Here is a 25,368-nt window from a genome sequence, read left to right on the forward strand (position 1 = left end):
CTCAGTTCTGGTTGACGTCTAGTTGACGGCGGTGCGGGAGCCGCAGGAGAGCAGGTAGTTGCGGGTGCGCTTGGCGATCGGCATCGGGACGTTGAACGCGACGGGGTACATGTCCTGTTCCACAATGCCAAAGATCGGCCGGTTCAGCGCCTCGACGGCTTCGATGACGGCGCGCAGGTCCGGCAGGCCGTTCGGCGGTTCGGTCATCACGCCGGCCAGGTTGGCGGCGGCCCAGGTCATGTTTTCCTCGTTGACCTTCCTGAGGATGTCCGGGTTGATCTGCTTGAGGTGCAGGTAGCCGATCCGGTCCGGGTAGTTCTTGATCAGTTCCAGGCTGGAGGCGCCGCAGTATTCGGCGTGGCCGGTGTCCAGGCACAGGTTGAGGTACTTGCTGTCCGTGGCGGCGAGCAGGCTCTCGATGTCCTCCTGCGCGCCGACATGCGAATCGGCGTGCGAGTGGAACTGCTGCTTCAGGCCGAAGTCCTCCAGCAGGGTCTTGCCGAGGCGGTTGTGCCCGGCGAAGAGGTCGGCCCAGGCCTTTTCGCTGAGCTCACCGCTCTCCACCGCTTCGCCGGTGACGTCATCGCGCCACATCGCCGGGATGACCACGATGTGTTCGCCGCCCATCGCGGCGGTGAGCTCGGCGACCTTGCGGGCCGGTTCCCAGGCGGATTCCCACTGGTCCAGGCCGCGGTGGAAGGCGGTGAACACGGTGCCGGCCGAGATCTTCAGATCGCGGGCCTTGAGTTCCTCGGCCAGCCGGGCGGGGTCGGTGGGCAGGTAGCCGTAGGGGCCCAGCTCGATCCACTTGTAGCCGGATTCGGCCACCTCGTCGAGGAAGCGTTCCCAGGGGGTCTGCTTGGGGTCATCCGCAAACCAGACGCCCCAGGAGTCCGGCGCGGTGCCGATGATCAGCTTGTTCTCAGTCATGACAGCGTTGTCTTTCTTGTTCGGGCCGGGACTAGTTGGACGGGAAGTTGTAGGAGGCGCCGGAGGCGTGGGTCGGCTCCGGCCAGCGGGAGGTGACTACCTTGCCGCGGGTGTAGAAGGAAACGCCTTCAGGGCCGTAGATGTGCTTGTCGCCGAAGAGCGAGGCCTTCCAGCCGCCGAAGGAGTGGTGTGCCACCGGCACGGGCAGCGGCACGTTGATGCCGATCATCCCCACCGTGACGGAGCGCTGGAACTTGCGGGCGTTGGCGCCGGAGGAGGTGAAGATGGCGGTGCCGTTGCCGTAGGGGTTGGAGTTGATCAGGGCGATGCCGGCGTCGAGGTCCTCGACCCGGACCACCACGAGGACGGGTCCGAAGATTTCCTCGCTGTAAGCGGTCATTTCGGTCTTGACGTGGTCCAGGACGGTGGGGCCGACCCAGAAGCCGTCCTCATGGCCGGGGACGACGAGGTCGCGGCCGTCCACCACCATGGCCGCACCGGCCGTTTCGGCTTCGGTGACGATCCGGACAATGCGTTCCTTGGAGGCCGGAGTGATGACCGGACCCATTTCGGCGTCGGGCGCGGTGCCGTTGTTGACCTTGACGGCGAGGGCACGTTCCCGGACCTTGTCGACCAGCACGTCCGCGGCGTCGCCGACGGCGACGGCGACCGAGATGGCCATGCAGCGCTCCCCGGCGGAGCCAAAGGCGGCGGCGGCGAGGTGGTCCGCGGCGTTGTCGAGGTCGGCGTCGGGCATGACGATGGCGTGGTTCTTCGCGCCGCCGAGGGCCTGGACGCGCTTGCCGTGGGCGGTGGCGGTCTCGTGGACGTACTTGGCGATCGGGGTGGAGCCGACGAAGGAGATGCCGTCCACGTCCGGGTGGGTCAGGAGGCCTTCGACGGTTTCCTTGTCGCCGTGCAGGACCTGGAAGACGCCGTCAGGAAGTCCCGCGTCCTTCCACAGCTTGGCCAGCAGCATCGAGGCGGAGGGATCACGTTCGGAGGGCTTGAGGATGAAGGCGTTGCCGGTGGCGATCGCCATCGGCGCCATCCACAGCGGCACCATGACCGGGAAGTTGAACGGGGTGATGCCGGCGACGACGCCGAGCGGCTCGCGGAAGGAGAAGACGTCGATCCCGGTGGAGACCTGGTCCGAGTAGTCGCCCTTGAGCAGGGTCGGGATGCCGCAGGCGAACTCGATGACTTCGAGGCCGCGGCCGATTTCGCCCTTGGCGTCGGAGAGGACCTTGCCGTGCTCGGCGGTGATCAGCTCGGCGAGGTCGTCCACGTGGGCCGCGACGAGTTCGCGGAACTTGAACAACACGGCGGTGCGCTTGGCGAGGGAGAACTCGCCCCAGCTGTCGGCCGCGGCGCGGGCGGCGGCGACGGTGGCGTCCAGGTCCGCCCGGTTGGCCAGCCGCAGCTCTGCGGTGACGGCGCCGGTGGCGGGGTTGTAGACGGGCTGGGTGCGGTCCCCGGCGCCTGCGGTTTCGGCGCCGTTGATGAAGTGGTGGATGGTTTTGGTGGTGGTGACGGTGGGGGTGCTCATGAAAATGTCCTTGGGGGTTTGGATGCTCGGTGGCTCGGGGGGCCGGGGTCAGCCGAGCAGCTTGCGCTGGTGGCTCTTGTGGTCGATGTAGGTCTGGAAGGCCTGTTTGGTGGAGTCGAGCTCGGAGACCTGGGAGACCGGGACGTCCCACCAGGACTCGGAGCTGGGGGCGTCCAGCAGCGGGTCGGATTCGACGTGGATGAGGATCGGGCCGCCGCGTTCGGGGGCCGCCTTGGCGTCCCGGACGGCCTGTTCGAGTTCGGCGATGACCTTCTCCCCCGGTTCGATCCGGATCACCTTCACGCCGAGGCTTTCGGCGTTCAGGGCCAGGTCCACCGGGAGCCGGTCACCGTCGTCGAAGCTGTGGTGTTCCTCGTCCAGGGCCCGGTACTGGGTGCCGAAGCGCTGGGAGCCGAGGGACTCGGAGAGCGAGCCGATCGAGGCGTAGCCGTGGTTCTGGATCAGGACCACGATCAGTTTGATCCGTTCGGCGACGGCGGTGACGAGTTCGGTGTGCATCATGAGGTAGGAACCGTCCCCCACCATCACGACGACGTCGCGCTGCGCGCCGCCCCTCGCGGCTTCGGCCAGCGCCGCGCGCTTGACGCCGAGGCCGCCGGGGATTTCGTAGCCCATGCAGGAGTAGGCGTATTCGACGTGGTAGCCGAACGGGTCCCGGACGCGCCACATCTTGTGCAGGTCGCCCGGGAGGGAACCGGCGGCACAGATGACCACGTCCTGGGCGTCCATGGCCCGGTGTGTCGCGCCGATGATCTCGTTCTGGGCCGGCAGCGGGGTGAAGCGGGTGTTGAAGGCCTCGTCGACGGTGGCGTCCCAGCGGGTCTTCTCGGCCGCGATCTGCTGCTCGAGGTCCGCGCCGATCCGGTAGCCGCCCAGGGCCTGGTTCAGCTTGACCAGGGCCTTGCGGGCGTCGGCGACGATGGGCAGCGAGGTGCCGTGCTTGTAGGCGTCGATCGCGGCGACGTTGATGTTGATGAACTTCACATCCGGGTTCTGGAACGCGGTCCGGGAGGCGGTGGTGAAGTCCTCGTAGCGGGTGCCGATGCCGATGACCAGGTCCGCGTCGGCGGCGATGGCATTGGCCGCCGTCGTGCCGGTGGAGCCGATCGCGCCGAGGGAGAACTTGTGGTCCCAGGGCAGGACGCCGACGCCGGCCTGGCTGTTGCCCACCGGGATGCCGGTCAGTTCGACGAATTTCGCGAGCTCCTCGTTGGCGTAGGCGTAGAGCACGCCGCCGCCCGCGATGATAAGCGGGCGCTTGGCGGCGCGGATGGCCTCGGCGGCGCGGCGGATGTCCCCGTCGTCGGCGTCGGGGCGGCGGATCCGCCATTCGCGTTCGGCGAGGAATTCCCCGGGCACGTCGAAAGCCTCGGCCTGCACGTCCTGGGGCAACGAGATGGTGACGGCGCCGGTCTCGGCCGGGTCGGTCAGCACCCGGAGGCCGTGGTGGAACGCGGAGAACAGCTGCTCGGGCCGGGTCACCCGGTCGAAGAACTTGGACAGCGGACGGAACGCGTCGTTGACCGTGATGTCGTAGCCGTGGGGCTGTTCGAGCTGCTGCAGGACGGGGTCCGCGGCACGGGTGGCGAAGGTGTCGCTGGGCAGCAGGAGCACCGGCAGCCGGTTGGTGGTGGCCAGGGCAGCGCCGGTGAGCAGGTTCGAGGAGCCCGGGCCGATCGAGGTGCTGATCGCGAAGGTCTGCCGGCGGCGGGTGTGGCGGGCGTAGCCGACGGCCTGGTGCGCCTGGGCCTGTTCGTTGCGGCCCTGGTAGTACGGCATGATCGTCGGATCAAGCTGCTGGTACTGCTTGAGGGCCTGGCCGACGCCGGCAACATTGCCGTGGCCGAAGATCCCGAAGGTGCCCGGGATGAGCCGCTCGCGGTAGTCCTGGCCGCCGATCGAATCGACGGTGTACTGCTTGGACAGGTATTCGACGACGGCCTGGGCGACCGTCAGTCTGCGTGTTCCGGGGGCAGTTCTCGTTCCCATGGGAAGTTACTCCGATGCTTCTACGATGCGGGTGGATTCGGTGTGGTGCAGCAGTGACGCGGCGGTCGCCACGGCGCCGGCGACGTCGCCGTCGTGCGGGTAGAGCAGGGTCCGGCCGACGGTGAGCCCCTGGACGCCGGGGAGCGCGAGGGCTGCTTCCCAGCTCGCGAAGACGTCGTCCTGGCTGCTGTCCGGGTCGCCGCCCAGGAGCACGGTGGGCATCGTGGTGGCCGCCATGACGCGTTCCATTTCGGCCACGACCGGGAGCTTCATCCAGGTGTAGGCGCTGGTGGAGCCCAGGCCCTCGGCGATCGCGACGGACTTGATGACCGCGTTGGTCGAGAGGTCGTTGCGGAGCCTGCCGTTTTCCCGGACGGAGAGGAAAGGTTCCACCATGGCGATGAGCTTGCGTTCGGCGAGGGAATCGATCGCTTTGGCGGTGGCTTCCAGGGTGGCCACGGTGTCCGGGTCGCCGAGGCAGATGCGGGTGAGCATCTTGCCGCCGTCGGCGCCCAGCGCCTCCAGGGCCGCGGCCGTGTGGCCGGTGAAGCGGTCATCGAGTTCGTTGACCAGGCCGGAGAGGCCGCCGCGGTTCATCGAGCCGAAGAGGAGCTTGCCGTCCAGTGCCCCGAGCAGCAGCAGGTCGTCCATGATGTCCGGGGAGGCGAGGACGCCGTCCACGTCAGGGTTGGCGAGGGCGATCCGGAGCCGGTCCAGGAGCTGGCGGCGGTCGGCCATGGCCACCGGGTCGTTGCCGACCGCGAGGGCGCCGCGGGCCGGGTGGTCGGCCGCGACAATGAAGTTCTGTTTGCCGGATTTGGGGCCTGGATGGCGGCGGCGCGCCTTGGCGGCGCGGGCGATCGCGTCCGGGTCTTCGAGCCGGATGGTGCTCAGGTGCTCGTAACGGCGGGGATCACCGTCCACCGGGGCGGAGGTAGGGGCGGAGGCGGGCTTGAGGCTCACAGGGTTGCTCCTTCGGTGGAGTAGGTTCCGGGTACCAGCCGGCCGCGTTCGGCGAGCAGCGCGGTGACCTCGTCCGGCGTCGGCATGGCATCGGCGCAGGAGAGCCGGGATGCGACCAGCGCGCCGGCGGCGTTGGCGAAGTCGAGGACCTGGACGAGCGGCCAGCCGGAGAGCAGTCCGTGGCAGAAGGCCCCGCCGAAGGAGTCCCCGGCGCCGAGGCCGTTGAGGGTTTCCACCGGGACGGGAGCGGACACGACGCGTTCGGTGCGGGTCTTCGCCATCACCCCTTCCGGGCCGAGCTTCACGACGGCGATTTCGACGCCGGCCGCGAGCAGCCGGTCCGCCTGCTCATCCGGGGTGCCCTCGCCGACGGCGACGGCGCATTCCTTGTCGTTGCCGATCGCCACGGTGACGTGCGGGAGGATTTTGGCGACCTGCTCCCGGGCTTCTTCTTCGGAGGCCCAGAACATCGGCCGGTAGTCGAGGTCCAGGATGGTGTACTGGCCCGGCTTCAGTGCGGTGCGGGGCCGGGCCTCGTGGGCCGCGAGGTGCGCGGTGCGGCTGGGTTCCTGGCAGAGGCCGGTCACAGTGGACCAGAAGATGCCGGCGTCGCGGATGGCGTCCAGGTCCAGTTCCCCTGCCTTGATCTGCAGGTCAGGCGCGGTGGGAAAGCGTCCGTAGAAGTAGAGCGGGAAGTCCTCCGGCGGCTTGATCGCGCAGAACGTGACCGCGGTGGGCCATTCCTTGACTGCGGTGACGAAGGAATCGTCGACGTTGAACTTGCGCAGTTCGCGGTGCAAGTATTTGCCGAAGGCGTCATCGCCGGTGCGGGTGATCACGGCGGTGTGGCGGCCATGGCGGGCAGCGGCCACGGCGACGTTGGACGGGGAGCCGCCCAGGTATTTCCCGAAGGACGTGACGTCCTCCAGATCCACCCCGATGTCGTTCGGGTAGATATCAACGCTGATGCGCCCGATCGTGAGCAGTTCGTGGGTCACGGTGATCGTGGACCTTTCTGGTGTGAACTCTGTACCTTTTACACAGCCTGCGCTTCGGCGCCTTGCGGGCTGGCGTGAGCCAGGCCACATCCACTACTTTGCCTTAGAATCTATGTACTGTCAAAGGTTTGTACTGACATATTTACAACTTGACACAGGGTGCCGGATTGGGCTCGCCACGGGCCTGGCAGGGTGGCCGCGCGCGTGGCCACATTCCGGCGGGGCCCAGCGGCTACTTGCCGGGGACGCCGAGCTCGCCGGTGATGTACTGGGCCCGGCCAAAACCGAAGGACCAGTCCCCCGCTGCGTTCTCGACATACCCGATAAACACGTCCTCGCCGGCAATCCCGGCAGCTTCCAGGTTGGCGGCGATCGCAGCAAAGAGTGACTGCTTCGCCTCCTGGCTGCGGCCGGCCTGGGTGAAGATCTGGATCATCACCACATCCGGGGTTCGTTCAAACCCGAGGCCGGCGTCCTGGGCGATGATCTGGCCCTGCGGATGCTCGGTCAGCACGTGGAAGTAGTCGCGCTCCGGAATGCCGTATTCGGCCAGGATGGCGTCGTGGATGCTTTGGCTGAGCGCCCGCAGCCGCTCCGGACTCCGGCCCTGGTTGACGTCGATTCGCACGAGAGGCATTCGCTGCTCCTTCATAGTTTGTCCTGACATACTAACAATTTGCGGGAAGCCGACGCAAGCACCCCCTCCCCCACCCAAACAACGCGGGGTCACATCGCGCCCATCCCGAGGGGTCGGATGGGCGCGATGTGACCCCGCGTTGGGCTATTGCACAGGCCGGCGGCCGGGAGTAGCATTAACAACCTAAAGGTTGATCAACGTATCGATTGATTACCTGGTTGGTCAGCAGCTGGATATCCGGATCCGCGACGAGGAGGTGGGGCACCCAGTGGAAGAACGCGACGACGGCATGCTCGACGCGGCGTTTCTCGCCCTGGCCGACCCGGTCCGCCGTCGCATCATCTCCCGGCTCAGCCGGGGTCCGGCCACCGTGAATGAACTGGCGGAACCTTTCGCGATCACCAAGCAGGCGGTCTCGAAACACATCCAGGTCCTCGAGCAGGCGCAGCTGGTCACGCGCACCCGTGACGCCCAGCGCCGGCCCGTCCACCTGAACCCCGCACGGCTGGAGGCGCTCACCGCATGGATCGACCAGTACCGGCTGGTCCGCGAGGGGCAGTTCCGCAGCCTTGATGCCGTGCTCCACTCAAACGCCGCGGCGCGCGGCACGCAGGCAAAGGACTCATCATGACCAACGCCCTGAAACTCAGCGTTCCGGAGGGGCTGCCCTTCATCGACTTTGAGCGGGAGTTCGATTTCCCCGTCTCCGAGGTCTTCCGGGCCCACAAGGAACCAGAACTCGTCGCCCAGTGGCTCGGGCCACGCAGGCTGACGATGGACATCGACCACTACGATTTCCGCACCGGCGGCAGCTACCGCTATACCCACATCGCGCCGGACGGCGCCCGCTACGGCTTCAACGGCCTCTTCCACACGGTCCGGGAAAACGACTTCGCCATCCAGACCTTCGAGTTCGACGGGTACCCTGACGTGGTCAGCATCGAATTCCTGAGCTTCGAGGATCTTGGCGGCGGACGCACCCGGCTCACGGCCCACGCGGTCTATCCCAGCATGGAGGCGCGCGACGGCATGGCCCAGTCCGGCATGGAGACCGGCCTGTCCGAAGGCTATGAGCGGCTCGAGGAACTCCTCGCCGGCGCGAAAGTCTGAGCCGCCGTCGTACTTAAACAGCAACGCGGGGTCACTTCGGGCCCATCCCAGGGTGTGGGACGGGCCGGAAGTGACCCCGCGTTGCGGGTGGTGCGTGGAGTCTAGAGGGTGGCGAGGACTTCGCGCAGGAGCTTGGCGGTCTCGGACGGCGTCTTGCCGACCTTGACGCCGGCAGCCTCGAGGGCTTCCTTCTTGGCCTGGGCGGTGCCCGCGGAGCCCGAGACGATGGCGCCGGCGTGGCCCATGGTCTTGCCTTCCGGGGCGGTGAAGCCGGCCACATAGCCGATAACCGGCTTCGTGACGTGTGCCTTGATGTAATCAGCAGCACGCTCTTCAGCGTCGCCGCCGATTTCGCCGATCATAACGATCGCCTTGGTTTCCGGGTCAGCTTCGAAGGCTTCGAGAGCATCGATGTGGGTGGTGCCGATGACCGGGTCGCCGCCGATGCCGATGGCGGTGGAGAAGCCCAGGTCGCGCAGTTCGTACATCATCTGGTAGGTCAGGGTGCCTGACTTGGAGACGAGGCCGATCGGGCCCTTGCCCGTGATGTTGGCCGGGGTGATGCCGACGAGGGCCTCACCCGGGGTGATGATGCCGGGGCAGTTCGGTCCGATGATACGGGTGACCTGCTTGCCGTTGGCGTCGACCTTGGACTGCGCCAGTGCCCAGAACTCGGCAGAGTCCTGGACCGGCACGCCCTCGGTGATGACGACGACCAGGCCGATGCCGGCCTCGATGGCCTCAACGACGGCGTCCTTGGTGAATGCCGGCGGCACGAAGACGATGGAGACGTCAGCGCCGGTTTCGGCCATGGCTTCCTTGACGGTGCCGAAGACTGTGATCTCCTTGTCGCCGTGCAGGACCGTGGTGCCGGCCTTGCGGGCGTTGACGCCGCCAACAACGTTGGTGCCGGCCTTCAGCATCAGGGCGGTGTGCTTGGTGCCTTCGCCGCCGGTGATGCCCTGGACGATGACCTTGGAGTCCTTGTTCAGATAAATAGACATAGTCGGGTCCCTTTACTTCGCTGCGTTGGCGAGCTCGGCGGCCTTGTCGGCGCCCTCGTCCATGGTGGCGGCCAGGGTAACCAGCGGGTGGTTGGCCTCGGCCAGGATGCGGCGGCCTTCCTCAACGTTGTTGCCGTCGAGGCGGACTACCAGCGGCTTGTTCGCGGAGTGGCCCAGCTCGGCCAGTGCGCCGACGATGCCCTTGGCGACGGCGTCACAGGCGGTGATGCCGCCGAAGACGTTGACGAAGACGGACTTGACCTGCGGGTCGCCCAGGATGACGTCGAGGCCTGCTGCCATGACCTCGGCGGACGCTCCACCGCCGATGTCCAGGAAGTTGGCGGGCTTGACGTTGCCGTGGTTTTCGCCGGCGTAGGCAACGACGTCGAGGGTGGACATGACCAGGCCTGCACCGTTACCGATGATGCCGACAGAGCCGTCCAGCTTCACGTAGTTGAGGTCCTGCGCCTTGGCCTTGGCCTCGAGCGGGTCAGCAGCGTCCTTGTCTTCAAGGGTGGCGTGCTTGGGGTGGCGGAAGCTGGCGTTCTCGTCCAGGGAGACCTTGCCGTCGAGGGCAACGATGTCACCGGCACCGGTCAGGACCAGCGGGTTGACCTCCACAAGGGTGGCGTCTTCCTTCTTGAAAACGTCCCACAGCTTCAGGATCACGCTGGCGACCTTGCCGCGCAGTTCCTCGGCGAAGCCCGCCGCGGCGACGATTTCGTCTGCCTTGGCCTGGTCGATGCCGACGGCCGGGTCGATCGCGATCTTGGCAAGGGCCTCGGGACGCTCAACGGCGAGCTGCTCGATTTCCATGCCGCCTTCAACCGAGCACATGGCCAGGTAGTTGCGGTTGGCCCGGTCCAGAAGGACGGAAAAGTAGTATTCCTCGGCGATGTCCGCGCCCTGGGCAATCATCACGCGGTGGACCGTGTGGCCCTTGATGTCCATGCCGAGGATGTTGGTGGAGTGTTCAAAAGCCTCGTCAGCGGTCTTAGCGACCTTGACGCCGCCGGCCTTGCCGCGGCCTCCGGCCTTGACCTGTGCCTTGACGACAGTTAGGCCGCCAATTTTCTCGGCAGCTGCCTTTGCTTCTTCAGGGGTGTGCGCCACGATGCCAGCAAGCACGGGTACACCGTGCGCCTCGAACATATCGCGCGCCTGGTATTCAAACAGGTCCACGGTTTAGTGTCCTTCTACGTCGAAGTAGTTTCTGTACAGCCGGACCCCACGTTATCGCGGTTACCGGGCTGCGGAATAAACGCACCTTGCGACTAGCTTGGAAACGAGCCACACGGCGCAATGCTCCTTTCGGAACTCTAGTCCTTTCTGGGGACCGGCCCGCTCCAGAGTACCCCTTATGTGAGTAAGGACACTATTCTATGGGGCGTAGAAAAACCGCTAGATTACGGGGTTTTTGGAGCCTCTGAAGCAGGCTGGGAGGCCCGCTTTCCGGCGTCGGAGATCAGCTCGTAATGGTCCCGCGAGACAAAGAAAGCGACGCCGGCGGAGACGTTTCCGCAGGCGACCCCGCCGTTGTAGGCCGAGCAGCGCAAGCCGTTGCGCTCCAGCTTCTGGCCCTCGTCGAGGACCGGCAGTTGCGATATCGGGCCGGTCCGGCTCCCCTTGGGCCCGGATTCCGCTTCCTGCTCTGTGACACCGGAGCGGCATTCGCCGTAGTGGGCGGAGTCCGGGGTGAGCAGCGCGGCACCGCCAAGGTAGCCCAGGCCGGTGCCGCCGCAGTCGTCCGCGATGTCCTTCGCCGCCGGCGCGGGGTAGGCGGCGAGTTCGCAGTGTGCCACGGGGACGGTCGCCAGCTTGTTGTTGGCGGAGTCCGAATAGCCGTTCTGCTCATAGGGCAGGTTCACGTGCTCGCCTTTGGCCGAGGTCAGGGAGCAGACCACGTTCCGGTCCGCGGTGACAAAGCTGAGCAGGTCCTGGCCCACCGCATACTTCGCGGGGTCGACGACGGGCGCCTGGCTGAGCTGCTCGAGGGCAGGCAACGGTGCAGGTGGAACATAATCCGGGTCCTTCTGCGTGATGGTGCACGCCGTGGCCGCCAGCAGGAGGAAGGCGGCCAGGATCCCCAGAAGTGTCCGTCGCATGGGCTCCATTATGCCTGCAGGGGCGCGCTCCGCCCGCGACGGCCAAGCGGCGGCCCTTACGACGGCCGCTGAGGTTGGTCAGGCGTCGACTTTGGTCAGTGGGGCGTAGCGGAGCAGGAGCCGCTTCTCGCCGACGCTGAACTTCACCTTCGCCACCGTTTTGTCCCCTGCGCCCTCAACGGCCAGCACGGTGCCGTTGCCGAAGCTGGTGTGGTTGACCTTGTCGCCCACACTGACGGCGACGACCTCTTTCTGCGGCTGCACCCGGTTCTTGGCGATGGCCGCCGGAACATCGGCGTTGAAGCCGGCCGAGGGGCTGGCCTCGGTGCCGCGCGCGGTGCCGGCTCCCCAGAAGGATCCGCCGTAGCGGCTGGAACCGATGGAGGCGCCGCTCCCCCAGCCGCCGGCCTGGCGGGTGGAGCCTTCGCGCTTCCATTCCACCAGCTCGGCCGGGATTTCCTCGATGAACTGGCTGGCCGGGTTGTACTGGCTCTGGCCCCACATGCTGCGGACTTCGGAGCGGGTCAGGTACAGGCGCTTCCGGGCCCGGGTCAGGCCGACGTAGGCCAGCCGGCGTTCCTCGGCCAGTTCCTTGGGGTCGGTGGCGGAGCGCTGGTGCGGGAACAGCCCGTGCTCCATGCCGGTCAGGAACACCACCGGGAATTCCAGCCCCTTGGCGGTGTGCAGGGTCATCAGGGTGACGACGCCGAGCCGCTTGGCTTCGGCGACGGCGGCGGCCATCTGGTCGGCTGAGCCTGCCGGGGCGTCCGGGATCTGGTCGGCGTCGGCAACGAGCGAGACGCCTTCCAGGAAGGCGCCGAGCGCCCCCTCGGGGTTGTCGCGCTCGTATTCCCGCACGACGGCGACGAGTTCCGCGAGGTTCTCCACCCGGGACTCGTCCTGCGGATCGCTGCTGGAGCGGAGGGTCGCGAGGTAGCCGGTCTGTTCCAGGACCGCTTCCAGGGCGGCCGCGGCGCCGGAGCCGGAGGCCACTTCGGCGAGGTCGTCGAGGAGTTTTACGAAGCCCTGGACCGCGTTGACGGACCTGGTGGCCATGCCGGGGGCCTCATCGGCGCGGCGGGCCGCGGCCATAAACGAGATCCGGTCGCGCTGGGCGAGGGAAGCCACGGCACCCTCGGCCCGGTCGCCGATGCCGCGTTTGGGCTCGTTCAGGATGCGGCGCAGGTTAACGTCGTCGTCCGGGTTGACGAGGACCCGCAGGTAGGCGAGCGCGTCCTTGATTTCCTTGCGCTCGTAGAAGCGGGTCCCCCCGACCACCTTGTACGGGAGCCCGACGCGGACCAGGACGTCCTCGATCGAGCGGGACTGCGCGTTGGTGCGGTAGAAGATGGCGACGTCGCCGGGGCGGAGGTCGCCCTCGTCCTGCAGCCGGTCGATTTCCTTGGCGATGAACTGCGCTTCGTCGTGTTCGTTCTCGCCGACGTAGCCGACAATCTTCTCGCCGTCGCCCTCCGCCGTCCACAGCCGCTTTTCGGGCCGGTTGGGGTTGCGGGAGATCACCGAGTTGGCGGCGCTGAGGATGTTCTGGGTGGAGCGGTAGTTCTGCTCGAGCTTGATCGTGCGGGCGTCCGGGTAGTCCTTCTCGAACTCCACGATGTTGCGGATGTCGGCGCCGCGGAAGGCGTAAATGGACTGGTCCGAATCTCCGACGACGGTCAGCTCGGCGGCGCCGGGGCCCTCGCCGACAATCTCGCGGACGAGGGCGTACTGGGCGTGGTTGGTGTCCTGGTACTCGTCGACGAGGACGTGCCGGAAGCGGCGCCGGTAGGACTCGGCGAGCGCCGGGAAGGCGCGGAACATGTAGACCGTCTCGGCGATCAGGTCATCGAAGTCCATGGCGTTGGCCTGGCGCAGCCGCTGCGTGTAGCCCTTGAAGACCTCGGCGACGGCCTGCTCGAAGGGGTCGTTGTGGTTGGCGCTGGAGGAGTAGCTGTCCGCGTCGATCAGTTCGTTCTTGAGCGCGGAAATCTTGTGCTGGATTGCCTTGGGGGCGAACCGCTTCGGGTCGAGGTCCAGGCTCTTGGCCACGAGAGTGATGAGGCGCAGCGAGTCGGCCGAATCGTAAATGGAGAAGTTGGAGTTCAGGCCGACATTCTTGGCTTCGCGGCGCAGGATCCGGACGCAGGAGGAGTGGAAGGTGGAGACCCACATGGTCTTGGCCCGGCCGCCGACCAGGGCCTCAACGCGCTCCCGCATTTCGGCGGCAGCCTTGTTGGTGAAGGTGATGGCCAGGATCTCGCCGTGGTGCGCGCGCCGGGTGGCGATCAGGTAGGCGATCCGGTTGCTGAGCACCCGGGTCTTGCCCGAGCCGGCGCCGGCGACAATGAGCAGGGCGCTGCCGGTGTGCTTGACGGCCTCTTCCTGCTGCGGGTTCAGCCCCTCAAGGAGCTCGGCCGGACCCGGGAGCGGGGCGTGGTCCGGTTCCCCGGCCGGGTTGTCCGTGTGGACGCGGACGGAACCGCCGCCCGGGGCGGAATCCGGCGCCGCCAGCCCGTTGCCGGCAGGCGTCTTCGTGCGCGCGGCCGTCTTGGAGGCAGCTGGGAAAGGTCCGTCGGCGTAGGGGTCAAACAACATATCCATGGTGTTAACAAGTCTAGGCGGTGCCGCTGACAGTCAGGTCCGCCCCTCGGGACATGCCCTCCCCTGCCCACAGCCACTGGACATAATGCCCGTATGTCCATTCCCCGCGGCCAACAATGGGCATGTGCCTCGGCGCCCCAAGACCCCAGGGCGGGACATGTCCTCCCCTGCCCGCAGCCAAAGGACATAGTGCCTACATGTCCACGCCCCGCGGCCAACAATGAGCATGTCCTCCGGCGCGGAGCTGTTGGGCGCCGGACCTATCCCGAAACCTGACCCTCGTCTATCCCGCGGAGCCGGATTCGAGGGCGGCCCGGAGTTCGCGGACCGCCCTCGCACCTCCGGCGACGAACCAGTCCAGTCCGTTGACCCGGACGACGTCGGCCGCGCCGCCGGCCGCCAGGACAATCGCTTGGCCCGGCAGCCAGTCCCATTCCGGGCAGCTGTGCTGGAACCAGCAGCCCAGGCCGCCGTCGGCCACCCTGCTGAGGTCGCAGGAGCCCGAGCCGAACATGCGCAGCGCGGCGGCGGAGGTCGCGGCGGCGTGCCAAGGCATCGCGCACATCGGGTCGGCGAGCCAGGTGGGGTGGATGTACGTGGCGGCACCGAGTTCGGACAACGGGGTGTCGGAACGGCTGGCGCCCGGGACTGCGCCCGGACGGAAGGTGGTCAGCCGTTCGCCGTTGAGGGTTGCTGGCCGGGCAGTCCCGCCGAGCCAGAGCTTGTCCTCCTCGGGCTGGAAGATTGCGCCGAGCACCGTCCCGGAAGAGTCCTTGAGGGCAATGGCGGAGCACCAGTAGGTGGAGCCGTGCAGGAAGTTGTAGGTCCCGTCGACCGGGTCGATAACCCAGGTCCTGCCGCTGGTGCCTGCCACCGAGGCACCCTCTTCGCCGAGGATGCCGTCGTCGGGCCGGCAGCGCTGGAGCTGTTCCAGCACATAGGCCTCGGCGGCGTGGTCCGCGGCCGTGACGACGTCGGATACCGACGTCTTTTGCCGGCCCTCCAGCCCGCCCTTCCGCATGAGGAGGGCCAGGGTTCCGGCCTCCCGCACGAGCGCCTCGGCGAGCTGGTAGTCGTCCAGGGCGGGGTTGAGTTCAGCGGTGCTGTGCCGGCCGAGCCGGTGCTTTCCTAGTTCAGTCACGCGCTCCAGCCTATCGGCGGCCGCCGGCAGTGAACAGACGGCAGGCGGCGCTGTCCGGGCAACGGCTGGCGTCCGGCGGGCGTCCGACTGGCGTCCGGCTGCCCGAGTGCCGGGCGATAATGGACCATGGCCAAGACACCCGCACAGCGGATCAAGAAGCACGGCGCCAACGCGACCGTACCCCAGCACCATCTGCCGTCGGTGATCAACCCAAGCACCAGCCGGACCCCGAAAAAGGCGCAGAACAACAGCAACCTGATCCTGATTGCCGGGGTCGTGACGAGCCTGTTCCTGTTCTGGTACCTCCACCTGCTCACCCTGAACCAGCTCACCCAGCTGAGCGGCGGCGCGGCCATGCCGGACTCGCTGGTCGGGGGCTTCGATTCAGGCTTCGTGGAGCAGTTGCGTGCGGCGATGGACGAGGATGCCCGCGGGCAGCTCAACTACATCCACAAAACTGCCGGCACGCTCTTTCCCCTGATCTTCGGCTTCACCTGGCTGCTGCTCATTGGCACGAATGTTGCACGGAAGGGACTGCGCTGGGCACTGTGGGCCGTGCCCCTGCTCTTCGCGGCCGTCCGGTTGTGGGGCAACGCGGTCATTGACTCAATGATGTCCGCCGACACGGTCGACGCCGGCCAGGTCGCCCTGGCATCGGGCCTGACCGTCGCCGGCTGGGTGCTATTGGTGATGAGCCTGGTGGCCGGAGGCGTCGCGGTCTTCCTGGGCCGCAAGCCTGCCTCGATTACCCCTCCCACTGCGGGACATGCCCAGTCCTAGGCACAATGACTGGGCATAGTGCCACTATGTCCATCCGCAGCGGATCCCGGAGGGCATGATCCACGGCGCCCCACCGCGGGACATGCCCAATCCTGGTCACGACCACTGGGCATAGTGCCACTATGTCCATCCGCAGCGGATCCCGGAGGGCATGTCCATCGCGGGGGTGAAGGAGGCGGGGCCAGCGTCAGCCGGTCATGCTTATGCCTCGGCTGCCAGGTACTCTCGGGCCTGGTCCGCACGTTGCTGTGCGCCCGCCATCTCGAAATGATCCGCCGCGTTCAGAAGTTGCTCCCGGGCGGCAGAATGGTCTCCTAACGCGGCCTTGGCCTTTCCCAGAAGCAGGCATGCCTCGCCGAGGATCTGGGGCCCGGTATTGTCTACCTCAACGCAGATGCCTTCAAGTATCTGGATCGCTGCCTCTACCTCGCCGGCCAGAAACTTCCAGTGCCCGCGGTTAAGCCTCAGCAGCAGCAAGTCGCTAACGCTTCCGCCGATGACGTCAGTAGCCAGCTCCGCCCGTTCGATACAGCGCAAGGTGTCGGCGTCTGCGATGTCCGCCGCGAGCCGCATAGCTGCTGATGCCTTGTTGAACTTTGCCCATACATCGAGATTTCTTGCTGGCGAAAAAGTTGCGGCCGCTAGCTCGTGATATTCAAGACCCTCAGGGACCTTGTTGCATAGGAACGCAACGTTGCCGATTACCCAGTAAACCTTGCCGATCAACTGGTCGTCGACCTCCGTAGAAACCGCGTCGGCCAGGTTAAGACATTCGGCCCAGGCTTCATCCAGCCTTCCGCTGTCTGCCAGGGCAGCGATTAGGGCTTGTCGCGCCTTGACGCGGATCTCGACGTCCTCTTCCGTCGCCAGCTCGGACGCTGCACGGGCGGCTTCGACCGCCCCTTCCAGCAGGCCAGCGCCTTGTCTAGCCTTGGCTACCAAGATGTAAGTTAGTGCCTTGGCCTGTGGCTCCATCGCGGAGTGAGGGCCGTCGACCAAGTCCGAAGCGAGTGCTGCGCAGGCCTCAAATTCCTCCGCATCCAGAAGATTCTCGGCTTGGACGAACGTCATGTTCCACCAAGACTCCAGGTCACCGTCATTGCGGGCGATTTCGGCCGCTTCGTGCGCGCTGACGGCGGCTTTAACGAAGGCGTGGTTGGTCCTGTGCTCATATGCCTGAAATTCAGCGGCGGCGTATAACGGCGAAACGGAGTGCAATGGCATTACTCCATTATCCGTTGCTGCAGAAGCGGATCGGGACACACCACAAAAGCAGGAGCCGCGCAGTTTTCACACAGGAACGTCTCAACTTCGCGCGAATAACACAGTTTTCTACGTACTGGCGACATTTTAGCCCTGCGGGGTGTCTAATGCCTCTATACTGAACTCGCATCACATGAGTCCCATCAGCCTCTTACGTATCAGGAGCCCTTCATGAAGAAAATCCTTGCAACGCTCCTCGTCACCGGAGCCATCGCAGCCGCGGGCCTGTCCGCTGGCGCCGCTATCTCAGCAAGCGGCGACAACTCCGGTCAGGGCTCAATCTCGGCAGTGTACTGGTGGCCGAATTCCACTCCCACGAACTAGGGGAAACGGACGGAACGGCGGGTACCGGAAGGAGACTTCCAGTACCCGCCTTTCTTGCTTAACGCACGCAAGCAGGCCCTGAACAAAATAATGCGCCCCAGCTACACCGGGCCCCCGGCCCCCGGCCCAATCAGCGCCTCGATCTGCGCCGCCGGAACCGGCCGGCCGAAGTAGTAGCCCTGGCCGCTCGCGCAGCCCAGGCGAACCAGTTCAGCCGCCTGCTCGGCCGTCTCGATGCCTTCGGCAACGGCCTTGAGCCCGCAGGCGTGGATGAGGTGCAGCACCGCCGCGACGAAGTTGCTCTGCTCCTCGTCTGAGCCGAGCCCGTCGATCAGGCTCTTGTCGATCTTGACCACGTTGACCGGCAGCTTCCGCAGGTAGCTGATGGAGGAATAGCCGGTGCCAAAGTCATCGATTTCAAGCTGCACACCCAGGCGCCGCAGCCCGCTCAGGGAGTACTTGTCCACGTCCCCGCCGTTGATGGCCATGGATTCCGTGAGTTCGATGATGAGGTTGGCGGCGTCCACCCCGGTTTCGTGGAGGACGTCGCGGACGTTTTCGATCAGGTCGAGGTTCTGCAACTCCGTCGTGGAGATGTTGACGCGGACGTTGAAACTGCCGTCCACGTTCAGCTGCTGCTGCCAGTGCCGCAGTTGGCGCACGGCGTTCCGCAGGACCCAGTGGCCCAGGTCCACGATCATCCCCGTCTCTTCAGCCAGCGGGATGAACGAATCGGGCATCAGGAGTCCACGCTCCGGGTGGTTCCAGCGCACCAGCGCTTCAACGCCCTCGATCCGTCTGGTGGCAAGGTCCACGACCGGCTGATAATGCAGCGTGAGCTGGTCCTGGCGGATCGCCTCGCGCAATTCGGTGATCATCACGCTCTGGAGCCGCCGGGCATAGAGCAGCGCCGGTTCGAACACCTTGATGCTGCTGTGCGGCTGGGCCTTGGCTGCGTACATCGCCGTGTCGGCCTCCATCACCAGATCGTCGACCGACTGGCCGGGTTCGGCGACCCGCAGTCCGATGCTGGTGCCGCAGGTAATGCGCAGGTCCCCGATTTCCAGGCTCTCGCCGAGCGCCTTGAGGATCCGGTTGGCGACCCGCCGGGCCCTGACCAGATTCGATTTCGGCAGCATCACGGCGAATTCGTCGCCCCCGAGGCGTGCGACTGTGTCGGTGTCGCGGACGGCATCTTGCAGCCGCCGCGAGATCACCCGGAGCACATCGTCGCCGGCGCTGTGGCCCAGGGTGTCGTTGATGCCCTTGAAGGAGTCGAGATCGAGGACCAGCAGGGCCGGTGGCAATTCGCCCCGGGAGGTCTCGGCCAGGGCGTGGCTCAGGACCGAGTTCAGCGCCGTCCGGTTGGCGAGCTGGGTCAGCGGGTCGGTCAGCGCCATCCGCTCAAGCTCAACCTGGGCCTCGCGGAGCATTGCGGTCCGGCTTTCGACGCGCTGCTCAAGTTCCAGGTAGATGGTCTGCAGGTCATCCGCCATCAGGTTGATCCCGGCGATGACCGCCGCGACGTCGTCCCTGGCGCCGGAGTGGGGAATCCTGGTCGTCAGGTCACCGCCCGCGATTCGGACGATGCCTTCGACGAGGGCGTGCAGCCTGGGGTCCGGGGGGTCAGTCATCACTCGAGTAGTGCCCTAACCAATCGATAGCCTCAGCCTCGGACATGAAGAACTGCGCCGGGATGCTCTCGGTCCTGGACCGCAACAGGTAGTGCGCGATCACGCGGTCGACGGGGCTTTCACCCACAAGGGCGAATGCGGACGCCGCGATCGAGGTGCTGTAGACGTGCCGGGCCTCGGGGCTGAGGCCCACCACACCCGTGATGACCAGCAGCACAGGCATGCGCCGGCCGCTGGCCAGGGCCCGGACCGCGGTGCCGGCCACGCGGGCCTCGGGGCCCTCAATTTCCGCATTGGCGGGGAGCTCGACTTCGATGATGCCGCCGTCGCGCATGCGGACGGCGATCGGGTCACCCGCAGCGGGCGCCGACGGGGCCGCAGGCGCCGCCGGCGCCGACGTCAGGCAGGATAGTCCCGTGGTCTCTTCGGGTATGCGTTCATCGGGCCAGGCCGCCGTCCCGACCGTCATTGGAGCTCAGCCCAGCGGTAGTCCGGCTCAGCAAGTTCGGGGGCCACACCGGAGTCGGGGTGGACAACGCCGTCGCTCAAGCCCGCGACGGCGGCCGCTGCATCAAAGCGCCGCAAGACTAGCTCAACAGACATACGTCCCCATTGGACTCCGGAGTCGGCCATTCGTCATGCGCTGGAGTCACGTCGCGCATGCTGCACCGGATTGTTCCGGCGAATGCCCTCATGATAATCGAAGCCGGGGTTCTTTTGAGACATAAGACACCACGGAACCGCCGCGCCCGTCCCGTCAGGGACCGTCCGCCGGCCCCTGCGCCGCGTGACCCCGCGTTCCGGCCAGCCGGCGCACCGTGCGCTCCCTGCCCACCCGTTGCGCCACCACCAGACCGACCGCGGCCGTGCCAATGGTGATGGGGTAGCCCATCAGCCGCTCCAGGGTGCCCGGTTCGGGCACGTCCATCCCCGTCACTCCGCCGGCGGCGAGGGCGCCAAGGGACACCACGCCGCACACCAGGATGAGCACGCTCAGCGGCGTCTGCCGCAGCCAGAGCCAGCCCAGCAGCACCAGCGCGAGGCCCCCTGCCGCGAAGTACGTGATGGCGCCGGCCGCGTGCCACGCGGAGCCGGCGTCCTCGGGGACCAGCCCCACGATGACGGTCCCGGCACCGGCGAAGGCGGTGAGGGCGCGCGCGGCGAACGCGGCCGCCCACGGTGTCCGGCTGGCCGGACCGGGCGTGAGGCGCGCGCCCGGCCGCGCTGCCGTGCACAGCAGCGCCGCGCTGAGCAGTACCGCCCCGCCCATCATGCCCACGCCCTGGACCACAAACGAGGCGTTCATCAGCAGGTTGGCGGGCGAGCAGACATCCCGGCCCTCGAAGGCCCCGCAGACCCCGGCGCCCAGATCGCTGATGTAGCCGGTCCGGCGGCTGTACGGCTGCCGGCCCGCCCACGCCCCGATCACGGCAGCTTCCGCCACGAAATACTGCAGCACGCTGAGCAGTGCCAGCGCGCCGGCGTAGAACCTCGTGGACGGCAGATCCGGGAGGTAGATGATGTCCTTGGACGGCGAGTCAGCGCGGGCGGTCATGCCAAGAGCGTAGTACGGCCCCTCACCTTGTATGCTTATATCCGTGTCCGAACGGGCCGGCCCCGGCCAGCCAGCACGGACGCCCGCCCTCGTAGCTCAGTGGATAGAGCACGGCTCTCCTAAAGCCGGTGTCGTTGGTTCGATTCCAATCGAGGGCACTTGAACCGCCACTCCCCGGACGACGCTCCGGACTTCGATCTCCGCGCCTTCCTGCTGGGCAGCTGGACCGTGGAACGAACCCTTCTGGACAGGGCCACCGGCACGCAGGGATCCTTCACCGGCGTCGTGCACTTCACCGAAACAACCGACGGCGGCCTCCGCCTCCGCGAAGAGGGCACCGTTTCCTGGGCGTCCGTCCCGGGCGGACCGGCCGGCACACCGTTCACCGGCGCCGCCAGCAGGGAATACCTGCTCCGGCCCAGCGGCGCACCGGACACGATGGACATGTTCTTCCCTGACGGCCGGCCGTTCCACCGCATGGGCTTCGGCCCGCGGAGCAGCCGGGCCCGGCACTGGTGCGACCCGGACAGCTACCGCGTGAGCTACACCAGAACCGGTCCGGACGAATTCCGCTACGAGTGGGACGTCACCGGGCCGGCCAAGGACCAGCTGCTCACATCGGTCCTGCGCCGCACCACGGAGTCCGCGGCATGAACCCGCTCATCGTTGTCTCTGCGGTCTGCGTCTTCGACGCGGCCGGACGCCTCCTCACCGTCCGCAAGCGGGGCACGGACAAGTTCATGCATCCTGGCGGCAAGCCCGAGGCGGGCGAAACCGCCGCCCAGACGGCCGCGCGGGAGCTGGCCGAAGAAGTCGGGATCGTGCTCGCCGCCGAAGAGCTGGTGCTCCTGGGCATCTGGTTCGCGGACGCCGCCAACGAGGCCGCGACGCGGATCCAGGCAACGGTCTTCACGGCGCCGGGGGTCTGGAGCGCCCATCCGTCCGCGGAAATCGCCGAGATCCGCTGGCTGGACCTGGCCGGTGAGCTGCCGGACGATCTCGCCCCGCTGCTCACCGATTACGTCCTGCCGGCCCTCGCGGGCCAGTCCGGTCAGGGCCGGGGCCGCCTCGCGGGCCAGTCCGGTCAGGGCCAGGGCCGCCTCGCGGGCCAGTCCGGTCAGGGCCAGGGCCGCCTCGCGGGCCAGTCCGGCTAGAGTCCGGGAACGGCGTCTTCCGCCACGGCGCTGGCTTCGCTGAACTGGGTCCGGTACAGCTCGGCATACCGGCCCTCGGCGGCCAGCAGCTCGGTGTGCGTTCCGCGCTCCACGATCCTGCCGTCCTCCACCACCAGGATGGCGTCGGCGGCCCGGATGGTCGAGAGCCGGTGGGCAATCACGACGGCGGTGCGGCCCTCAAGCGCCGCGCCGAGCGCCTCCTGGACGGCGGCTTCATTGGTCGAGTCCAGGGCCGCAGTGGCCTCATCCAGGATCACGACGCGCGGCTGCGCAATGAGCAGGCGGGCGATGGTGAGCCGCTGGCGTTCGCCGCCCGAAAGCCGGTAGCCGCGCTCCCCCACCACGGTGTTCAGGCCGTCCGGGAGCGAGCGGATCATGTCTTCCAGCCGGGCCTGGCGCAGGACATCCCACATGAGCTCGTCGCTGGCGTCCGGACGGGCCAGCCGCAGGTTGGAGGCAATGCTCTCGTGGAACAGGTGCCCGTCCTGGGTCACCATGCCCAGGGTGTGCCGCATCGAGTCGAAGGTGAGGTCCCGGACGTCGACCCCGGTCCCCGGGGTGGCCCCGCCAAAGCGGACGGCACCGGAATCGACGTCGTACAGGCGGGACAGCAGTTGCGCGATGGTGGACTTGCCGGCGCCTGAGGAGCCCACGAGGGCCACGGTCTGGCCGGGTTCCACCCGGAAGCTGATGCCGTGCAGCACCTCTTCGCCGCCGCGGGTGTCCAGGGTGGACACGTCCTCCAGCGAGGCGAGCGAGACCTTGTCCGCCGAAGGGTAGGAGAAGCGGACGTCGTCGAACTCCACGGACAGCGGCCCGGGGGGCGATGACACCGCATCGGGCTTCTGTTCGATGAGCGGCCTGAGGTCCAGGATCTCGAAGACCCGCTCGAAGCTGACCAGGGCGCTCATGATTTCGACCCGGGCGTTGGAGAGCGCCGTGAGCGGCGCGTACAGGCGGGTGAGCAGCAGTGCCAGCACCACGACGTCGCCCGCGGCCAGCTGCCCCTGCAGCGCCAGGACGCCGCCGAGGCCGTAGACCAGCGCGAGGGCCAGCGCGGAGACGAGGGTCAGGGCCGTCACGAAGGTGAACTGCAGCATCGCCGTCCGGATGCCGATGTCCCGCACGCGTCCGGCGCGGACGGCGAATTCCCGGGATTCCTCGTCGGGACGGCCGAAGAGCTTCACCAGGGTGGCGCCGGGGGCGGAGAAGCGCTCCGTCATCTGGGTGCCCATGGAGGCGTTGTGCTCCGCGGCTTCGCGGCGCAGGTCGGCCAGCTTGGAACCCATCCGGCGGGCCGGGATGAGGAAGATCGGCAGCAGGATCATGGCGAGCACGGTGATCAGCCAGGACTTGCCCAGCATCACCACGAGGGTCAGCGCGAGCGCGACAACGTTGCTGACGACGCCGGAGAGGGTTCCGGCGAAGGCCGACTGCGCGCCGATCACGTCGTTGTTCAGCCGGCTGACCAGGGCCCCGGTGCGGGTGCGGGTGAAGAAGGCGATCGGCATCTTCTGCACGTGGTCGAAGACCTTGGTGCGCAGGTCCACGATCACGCCCTCGCCGATCGTGGACGACAGCCAGCGGGTGACCAGCCCCAGCCCGGCTTCGGCGACGGCCACAATGGCGATCAGCACGGCCAGCCAGACCACGACGTCGGTGCCCGCGCCGGCGATGATCGCGTCAACGACCTGTCCGGCGAGGACCGGGGTGGCGACGGCGAGGACGGCCATCACGATGGACAGCAGCACGAAGGCGATCAGCTGGCCCTTGTGCGGACGGGCGAAGCCGAACACCCGCTTGAGGGTCTCCTTCGAGAACGGCTTCGAACCGCTCGAGGCGCGGGTGATGTTGTAAAGGGAGCTCCAGGCTACCCGGTCCATGCTCATGTGTTGTTGCCTTTCGGGGCGGTGTGGCCCAGCAGCTCGGTGACGACGCCGTTGTCCACGTTCCAGTGCGCGTCCAGGCGCACGTTTTCCAGCAGCCGGCGGTCGTGGGTGACCAGCAGCAGGGCGCCGTCGTAGCTTTCGAGGGCTTCCTCGAGCTGTTCGATCGCCGGGAGATCCAGATGGTTGGTGGGTTCATCGAGCACGAGCAGGTTCACGCCGCGGGCCTGCAACAGGGCCAGGGCGGCCCGGGTCCGCTCCCCCGGCGAGAGTGAATCCACGGGGCGGGAGGTGTGGTCCGCCTTGAGCCCGAACTTGGCCAGCAGGGTGCGGACCTCGGCCGGGGTCCGGTCGGTGAGGACGGCCTCGACGGCGTCTCCCAGTTTCAGCTCGCCGGCCAGCAGCCCGCGGGCCTGGTCGATCTCCCCGATGGCCACGGAGGCGCCCATGGCGGCGTCGCCGGAATCGGGCCGCTGAACGCCCAGGAGCAGCCGGAGCAGGGTGGACTTGCCGGCGCCGTTGGGGCCGGTGATGCCGATCCGTTCCCCGGCATTGAGCTGCAGGTTGACGGGACCGAGGGTGAAGTCGCCCTGGTGCACGACGGCGTCGCGCAGTGTTGCCACGACGGCGCTGGAACGCGGTGCCGCCCCGATGCTGAACTGCAGCTGCCATTCCTTGCGGGGCTCGTCGACCTCTTCGAGCCGGGCGATGCGGGATTCCATCTGGCGGACCTTCTGGCCCTGCTTCTCGGAGGACTCGGTGCTGGCCGCACGGCGGATCTTGTCGTTGTCCGGGTTCTTCTTCATGGCGTTCCGGACTCCCTGGGAGCTCCACTCGCGCTGGGTGCGGGCACGGGAGACGAGATCGGCCTTGGTGTTGGCAAACTCGTCGTACCGTTCGCGGGCGTGCCGGCGGGCCACGGCCCGTTCCTCCAGGTAGGCCTCGTAGCCGCCGTCGTAGACGGCCACGGAGTTCTGCGCCAGGTCCAGCTCCACGATCGTGCTCACGCAGCGGGCGAGGAACTCACGGTCGTGGGAAACCAGCACCACGCCGCCGCGGAGTCCCTGCACGAACGCCTCGAGTTTGGCCAGTCCGTTGAGGTCCAGGTCGTTCGTGGGCTCGTCCAGGAGCACGATGTCGAACCTGCTCAGCAGCAGGGCCGCGAGCGCCACTCGGGCAGCCTGTCCGCCGGAGAGCCCGGTCATGGCGGCATCCTGCCCCACCTCGAGGCCAAGGTCGGCCAGGACAGCCGGGATGCGTTCGTCCAGGTCCGCGGCGCCCGAGGCCATCCAGCGATCGAACGCGAGCGAGTAGTCGTCCTCGGAGCCGGGGGCGCCACTGCCAAGGGCGTCCGCTGCGGACTCCATGTCCAGGGTGGCCCGGGCGCAGCCGGTGCGCCGCGCGATGTAGCCGCCCACGCTCTCGCCGGCGATCCGTTCGTGCTCCTGCGGCAGCCAGCCGACGAACGCATCTGCCGGGGAAAGGCTGACGGTGCCTTCCTGCGGCTCATCGACGCCGGCCAGCAGGCGGAGCAGGGTGGATTTGCCCGCGCCGTTGGCGCCGACGACGCCGACGACGTCGCCGGGCGCGACAGTCAGGGAAAGTTTGGAGAAGAGTGTGCGGTGGTCGTGACCACCGGCGAGGTCCTTGGCAACAAGGGTTGCAGTCATTAGTCCATTCTCTCACCGCGGCCCGCGGCAGGG

At 67.3% G+C, this 25,368-nt stretch carries 23 protein-coding genes, 1 tRNA gene and 1 pseudogene; 7 read left to right on the forward strand and 18 right to left on the reverse strand.

Annotated elements, in window-relative coordinates:
* Nucleotides 1-18: 18 nt before the first annotated feature.
* From AC1MFL_RS05835 to AC1MFL_RS05860, 6 genes are all read right to left on the reverse strand, one after another.
* Nucleotides 19-930 (reverse strand): sugar phosphate isomerase/epimerase family protein, encoded by a 912-nt coding sequence (locus AC1MFL_RS05835; RefSeq protein ID WP_479814001.1) that lies wholly within the window; start codon nucleotides 928-930, stop codon nucleotides 19-21.
* Between the two features lie 31 nt (nucleotides 931-961).
* Nucleotides 962-2,479, reverse strand: a complete 1,518-nt coding sequence (locus AC1MFL_RS05840; RefSeq protein ID WP_479814003.1) for a CoA-acylating methylmalonate-semialdehyde dehydrogenase — start codon at nucleotides 2,477-2,479, stop codon at nucleotides 962-964.
* Nucleotides 2,480-2,527: 48 nt separating this feature from the next.
* On the reverse strand, nucleotides 2,528-4,489 hold the full coding sequence (gene iolD / locus AC1MFL_RS05845) for a 3D-(3,5/4)-trihydroxycyclohexane-1,2-dione acylhydrolase (decyclizing) (RefSeq protein WP_479814004.1): 1,962 nt from the start codon (nucleotides 4,487-4,489) through the stop codon (nucleotides 2,528-2,530).
* 6 nt (nucleotides 4,490-4,495) lie between these two features.
* Nucleotides 4,496-5,452 (reverse strand): Cgl0159 family (beta/alpha)8-fold protein, encoded by a 957-nt coding sequence (locus AC1MFL_RS05850; protein ID WP_479814005.1) that lies wholly within the window; start codon nucleotides 5,450-5,452, stop codon nucleotides 4,496-4,498.
* Complete coding sequence (gene iolC, locus AC1MFL_RS05855; RefSeq protein ID WP_479814006.1) at nucleotides 5,449-6,450, reverse strand: 5-dehydro-2-deoxygluconokinase; 1,002 nt, start codon at nucleotides 6,448-6,450, stop codon at nucleotides 5,449-5,451. The genes AC1MFL_RS05850 and iolC overlap by 4 nt, the downstream gene beginning before the upstream one ends.
* Before the next feature lie 232 nt (nucleotides 6,451-6,682).
* On the reverse strand, nucleotides 6,683-7,087 hold the full coding sequence (locus AC1MFL_RS05860) for a tautomerase family protein (RefSeq protein WP_479814007.1): 405 nt from the start codon (nucleotides 7,085-7,087) through the stop codon (nucleotides 6,683-6,685).
* Nucleotides 7,088-7,376: 289 nt separating this feature from the next.
* Here AC1MFL_RS05860 and AC1MFL_RS05865 point away from each other — a divergent pair, with 289 nt between their 5' ends.
* Both AC1MFL_RS05865 and AC1MFL_RS05870 read left to right on the forward strand, forming a co-directional pair.
* The gene (locus AC1MFL_RS05865) at nucleotides 7,377-7,718 is read left to right on the forward strand and encodes an ArsR/SmtB family transcription factor (RefSeq protein WP_226758599.1); all 342 of its coding nucleotides are present in this window, start codon (nucleotides 7,377-7,379) and stop codon (nucleotides 7,716-7,718) included.
* A complete protein-coding gene (locus AC1MFL_RS05870; RefSeq protein WP_479814008.1) occupies nucleotides 7,715-8,197 on the forward strand; it encodes an SRPBCC family protein in 483 nt (160 codons plus the stop codon). The genes AC1MFL_RS05865 and AC1MFL_RS05870 overlap by 4 nt, the downstream gene beginning before the upstream one ends.
* Nucleotides 8,198-8,298: 101 nt before the next feature.
* On the opposite strand, the gene sucD is transcribed toward AC1MFL_RS05870, so the two are convergent.
* The 5 genes from sucD to AC1MFL_RS05895 form a co-directional block, all read right to left on the reverse strand.
* Nucleotides 8,299-9,201, reverse strand: coding sequence for a succinate--CoA ligase subunit alpha (gene sucD, locus AC1MFL_RS05875; RefSeq protein WP_479814009.1), 903 nt, complete (start codon nucleotides 9,199-9,201; stop codon nucleotides 8,299-8,301).
* 12 nt (nucleotides 9,202-9,213) lie between these two features.
* Nucleotides 9,214-10,383 (reverse strand): ADP-forming succinate--CoA ligase subunit beta, encoded by a 1,170-nt coding sequence (gene sucC / locus AC1MFL_RS05880; protein WP_479814010.1) that lies wholly within the window; start codon nucleotides 10,381-10,383, stop codon nucleotides 9,214-9,216.
* Between the two features lie 224 nt (nucleotides 10,384-10,607).
* Nucleotides 10,608-11,315: a hypothetical protein gene (locus tag AC1MFL_RS05885; RefSeq protein ID WP_479814011.1), complete on the reverse strand. Its 708-nt coding sequence runs from the start codon at nucleotides 11,313-11,315 to the stop codon at nucleotides 10,608-10,610.
* Nucleotides 11,316-11,384: 69 nt separating this feature from the next.
* Nucleotides 11,385-13,901 (reverse strand): DNA helicase PcrA, encoded by a 2,517-nt coding sequence (gene pcrA, locus AC1MFL_RS05890; protein WP_479815334.1) that lies wholly within the window; start codon nucleotides 13,899-13,901, stop codon nucleotides 11,385-11,387.
* Nucleotides 13,902-14,190: 289 nt separating this feature from the next.
* Nucleotides 14,191-15,048 carry an inositol monophosphatase family protein gene (locus AC1MFL_RS05895; RefSeq protein ID WP_479814012.1) on the reverse strand — a complete coding sequence of 286 codons (858 nt, stop codon included), beginning with the start codon at nucleotides 15,046-15,048 and terminating at the stop codon, nucleotides 14,191-14,193.
* Between the two features lie 126 nt (nucleotides 15,049-15,174).
* On the opposite strand from AC1MFL_RS05895, the gene AC1MFL_RS05900 reads away from it, so the two are divergent.
* Entirely contained in the window at nucleotides 15,175-15,828 is a 654-nt protein-coding gene (locus AC1MFL_RS05900; protein ID WP_479814013.1) for a hypothetical protein, read from the forward strand.
* A gap of 201 nt (nucleotides 15,829-16,029) precedes the next feature.
* On the opposite strand, the gene AC1MFL_RS05905 is transcribed toward AC1MFL_RS05900, so the two are convergent.
* Nucleotides 16,030-17,052, reverse strand: a complete 1,023-nt coding sequence (locus tag AC1MFL_RS05905; protein WP_479814014.1) for a hypothetical protein — start codon at nucleotides 17,050-17,052, stop codon at nucleotides 16,030-16,032.
* A 210-nt stretch (nucleotides 17,053-17,262) separates the two neighbouring features.
* Here AC1MFL_RS05905 and AC1MFL_RS05910 point away from each other — a divergent pair, with 210 nt between their 5' ends.
* A complete protein-coding gene (locus AC1MFL_RS05910; protein ID WP_479814015.1) occupies nucleotides 17,263-17,415 on the forward strand; it encodes a hypothetical protein in 153 nt (50 codons plus the stop codon).
* A 101-nt stretch (nucleotides 17,416-17,516) separates the two neighbouring features.
* Here the strand turns inward: AC1MFL_RS05910 and AC1MFL_RS05915 are convergent, their stop codons facing one another.
* The 4 genes from AC1MFL_RS05915 to AC1MFL_RS05930 all read right to left on the reverse strand — a co-directional run bounded on the left by AC1MFL_RS05915 (nucleotide 17,517) and on the right by AC1MFL_RS05930 (nucleotide 20,604).
* The gene (locus AC1MFL_RS05915; protein WP_479814016.1) at nucleotides 17,517-19,049 is read right to left on the reverse strand and encodes a putative bifunctional diguanylate cyclase/phosphodiesterase; all 1,533 of its coding nucleotides are present in this window, start codon (nucleotides 19,047-19,049) and stop codon (nucleotides 17,517-17,519) included.
* Nucleotides 19,042-19,518 carry a DUF7793 family protein gene (locus AC1MFL_RS05920; protein ID WP_479814017.1) on the reverse strand — a complete coding sequence of 159 codons (477 nt, stop codon included), beginning with the start codon at nucleotides 19,516-19,518 and terminating at the stop codon, nucleotides 19,042-19,044. Before AC1MFL_RS05920 ends, AC1MFL_RS05915 begins: the two co-directional genes overlap by 8 nt.
* Entirely contained in the window at nucleotides 19,515-19,652 is a 138-nt protein-coding gene (locus tag AC1MFL_RS05925) for a hypothetical protein (protein WP_479814018.1), read from the reverse strand. The genes AC1MFL_RS05920 and AC1MFL_RS05925 overlap by 4 nt, the downstream gene beginning before the upstream one ends.
* A gap of 154 nt (nucleotides 19,653-19,806) precedes the next feature.
* A complete protein-coding gene (locus AC1MFL_RS05930; protein ID WP_479814019.1) occupies nucleotides 19,807-20,604 on the reverse strand; it encodes a DUF998 domain-containing protein in 798 nt (265 codons plus the stop codon).
* 85 nt (nucleotides 20,605-20,689) lie between these two features.
* Here AC1MFL_RS05930 and AC1MFL_RS05935 point away from each other — a divergent pair.
* From AC1MFL_RS05935 to AC1MFL_RS05945, 3 genes and pseudogenes are all read left to right on the forward strand, one after another.
* Nucleotides 20,690-20,762: transfer RNA gene (locus AC1MFL_RS05935), tRNA-Arg, on the forward strand.
* Between the two features lies 1 nt (nucleotide 20,763).
* The gene (locus AC1MFL_RS05940; RefSeq protein ID WP_479814020.1) at nucleotides 20,764-21,258 is read left to right on the forward strand and encodes a DUF6314 family protein; all 495 of its coding nucleotides are present in this window, start codon (nucleotides 20,764-20,766) and stop codon (nucleotides 21,256-21,258) included.
* Nucleotides 21,255-21,656, forward strand: a pseudogene (locus AC1MFL_RS05945) (NUDIX hydrolase); the annotation flags it as partial. The gene AC1MFL_RS05940 and the pseudogene AC1MFL_RS05945, both read left to right, overlap by 4 nt.
* A 98-nt stretch (nucleotides 21,657-21,754) precedes the next feature.
* On the opposite strand, the gene AC1MFL_RS05950 reads toward AC1MFL_RS05945, so the two are convergent.
* Together AC1MFL_RS05950 and AC1MFL_RS05955 are read right to left on the reverse strand one after the other, a co-directional pair.
* Nucleotides 21,755-23,668 (reverse strand): ABC transporter ATP-binding protein, encoded by a 1,914-nt coding sequence (locus AC1MFL_RS05950; RefSeq protein WP_479814021.1) that lies wholly within the window; start codon nucleotides 23,666-23,668, stop codon nucleotides 21,755-21,757.
* Complete coding sequence (locus tag AC1MFL_RS05955; RefSeq protein WP_479814022.1) at nucleotides 23,665-25,335, reverse strand: ABC-F family ATP-binding cassette domain-containing protein; 1,671 nt, start codon at nucleotides 25,333-25,335, stop codon at nucleotides 23,665-23,667. Before AC1MFL_RS05955 ends, AC1MFL_RS05950 begins: the two co-directional genes overlap by 4 nt.
* Nucleotides 25,336-25,368: the final 33 nt, after the last annotated feature.

The sequence above is a fragment of the Arthrobacter sp. BG3 genome (assembly GCF_056680185.1).

Coding starts and splice junctions, on each gene's coding strand:
- AC1MFL_RS05925 (WP_479814018.1), bottom strand. CDS start 19,652: ATGTCTGTTGAGCTAGTCTTGCGGCGCTTTGATGCAGCGGCCGCCGTC.
- pcrA (WP_479815334.1), bottom strand. CDS start 13,901: ATGTTGTTTGACCCCTACGCCGACGGACCTTTCCCAGCTGCCTCCAAG.
- AC1MFL_RS05900 (WP_479814013.1), top strand. CDS start 15,175: ATGGCCAAGACACCCGCACAGCGGATCAAGAAGCACGGCGCCAACGCG.
- AC1MFL_RS05870 (WP_479814008.1), top strand. CDS start 7,715: ATGACCAACGCCCTGAAACTCAGCGTTCCGGAGGGGCTGCCCTTCATC.
- AC1MFL_RS05930 (WP_479814019.1), bottom strand. CDS start 20,604: ATGACCGCCCGCGCTGACTCGCCGTCCAAGGACATCATCTACCTCCCG.
- AC1MFL_RS05865 (WP_226758599.1), top strand. CDS start 7,377: ATGCTCGACGCGGCGTTTCTCGCCCTGGCCGACCCGGTCCGCCGTCGC.
- AC1MFL_RS05920 (WP_479814017.1), bottom strand. CDS start 19,518: ATGACGGTCGGGACGGCGGCCTGGCCCGATGAACGCATACCCGAAGAG.
- AC1MFL_RS05835 (WP_479814001.1), bottom strand. CDS start 930: ATGACTGAGAACAAGCTGATCATCGGCACCGCGCCGGACTCCTGGGGC.
- AC1MFL_RS05905 (WP_479814014.1), bottom strand. CDS start 17,052: ATGCCATTGCACTCCGTTTCGCCGTTATACGCCGCCGCTGAATTTCAG.
- AC1MFL_RS05860 (WP_479814007.1), bottom strand. CDS start 7,087: ATGCCTCTCGTGCGAATCGACGTCAACCAGGGCCGGAGTCCGGAGCGG.
- AC1MFL_RS05955 (WP_479814022.1), bottom strand. CDS start 25,335: ATGACTGCAACCCTTGTTGCCAAGGACCTCGCCGGTGGTCACGACCAC.
- iolD (WP_479814004.1), bottom strand. CDS start 4,489: ATGGGAACGAGAACTGCCCCCGGAACACGCAGACTGACGGTCGCCCAG.
- AC1MFL_RS05910 (WP_479814015.1), top strand. CDS start 17,263: ATGAAGAAAATCCTTGCAACGCTCCTCGTCACCGGAGCCATCGCAGCC.
- AC1MFL_RS05885 (WP_479814011.1), bottom strand. CDS start 11,315: ATGGAGCCCATGCGACGGACACTTCTGGGGATCCTGGCCGCCTTCCTC.
- AC1MFL_RS05915 (WP_479814016.1), bottom strand. CDS start 19,049: ATGACTGACCCCCCGGACCCCAGGCTGCACGCCCTCGTCGAAGGCATC.
- AC1MFL_RS05950 (WP_479814021.1), bottom strand. CDS start 23,668: ATGAGCATGGACCGGGTAGCCTGGAGCTCCCTTTACAACATCACCCGC.
- sucD (WP_479814009.1), bottom strand. CDS start 9,201: ATGTCTATTTATCTGAACAAGGACTCCAAGGTCATCGTCCAGGGCATC.
- AC1MFL_RS05840 (WP_479814003.1), bottom strand. CDS start 2,479: ATGAGCACCCCCACCGTCACCACCACCAAAACCATCCACCACTTCATC.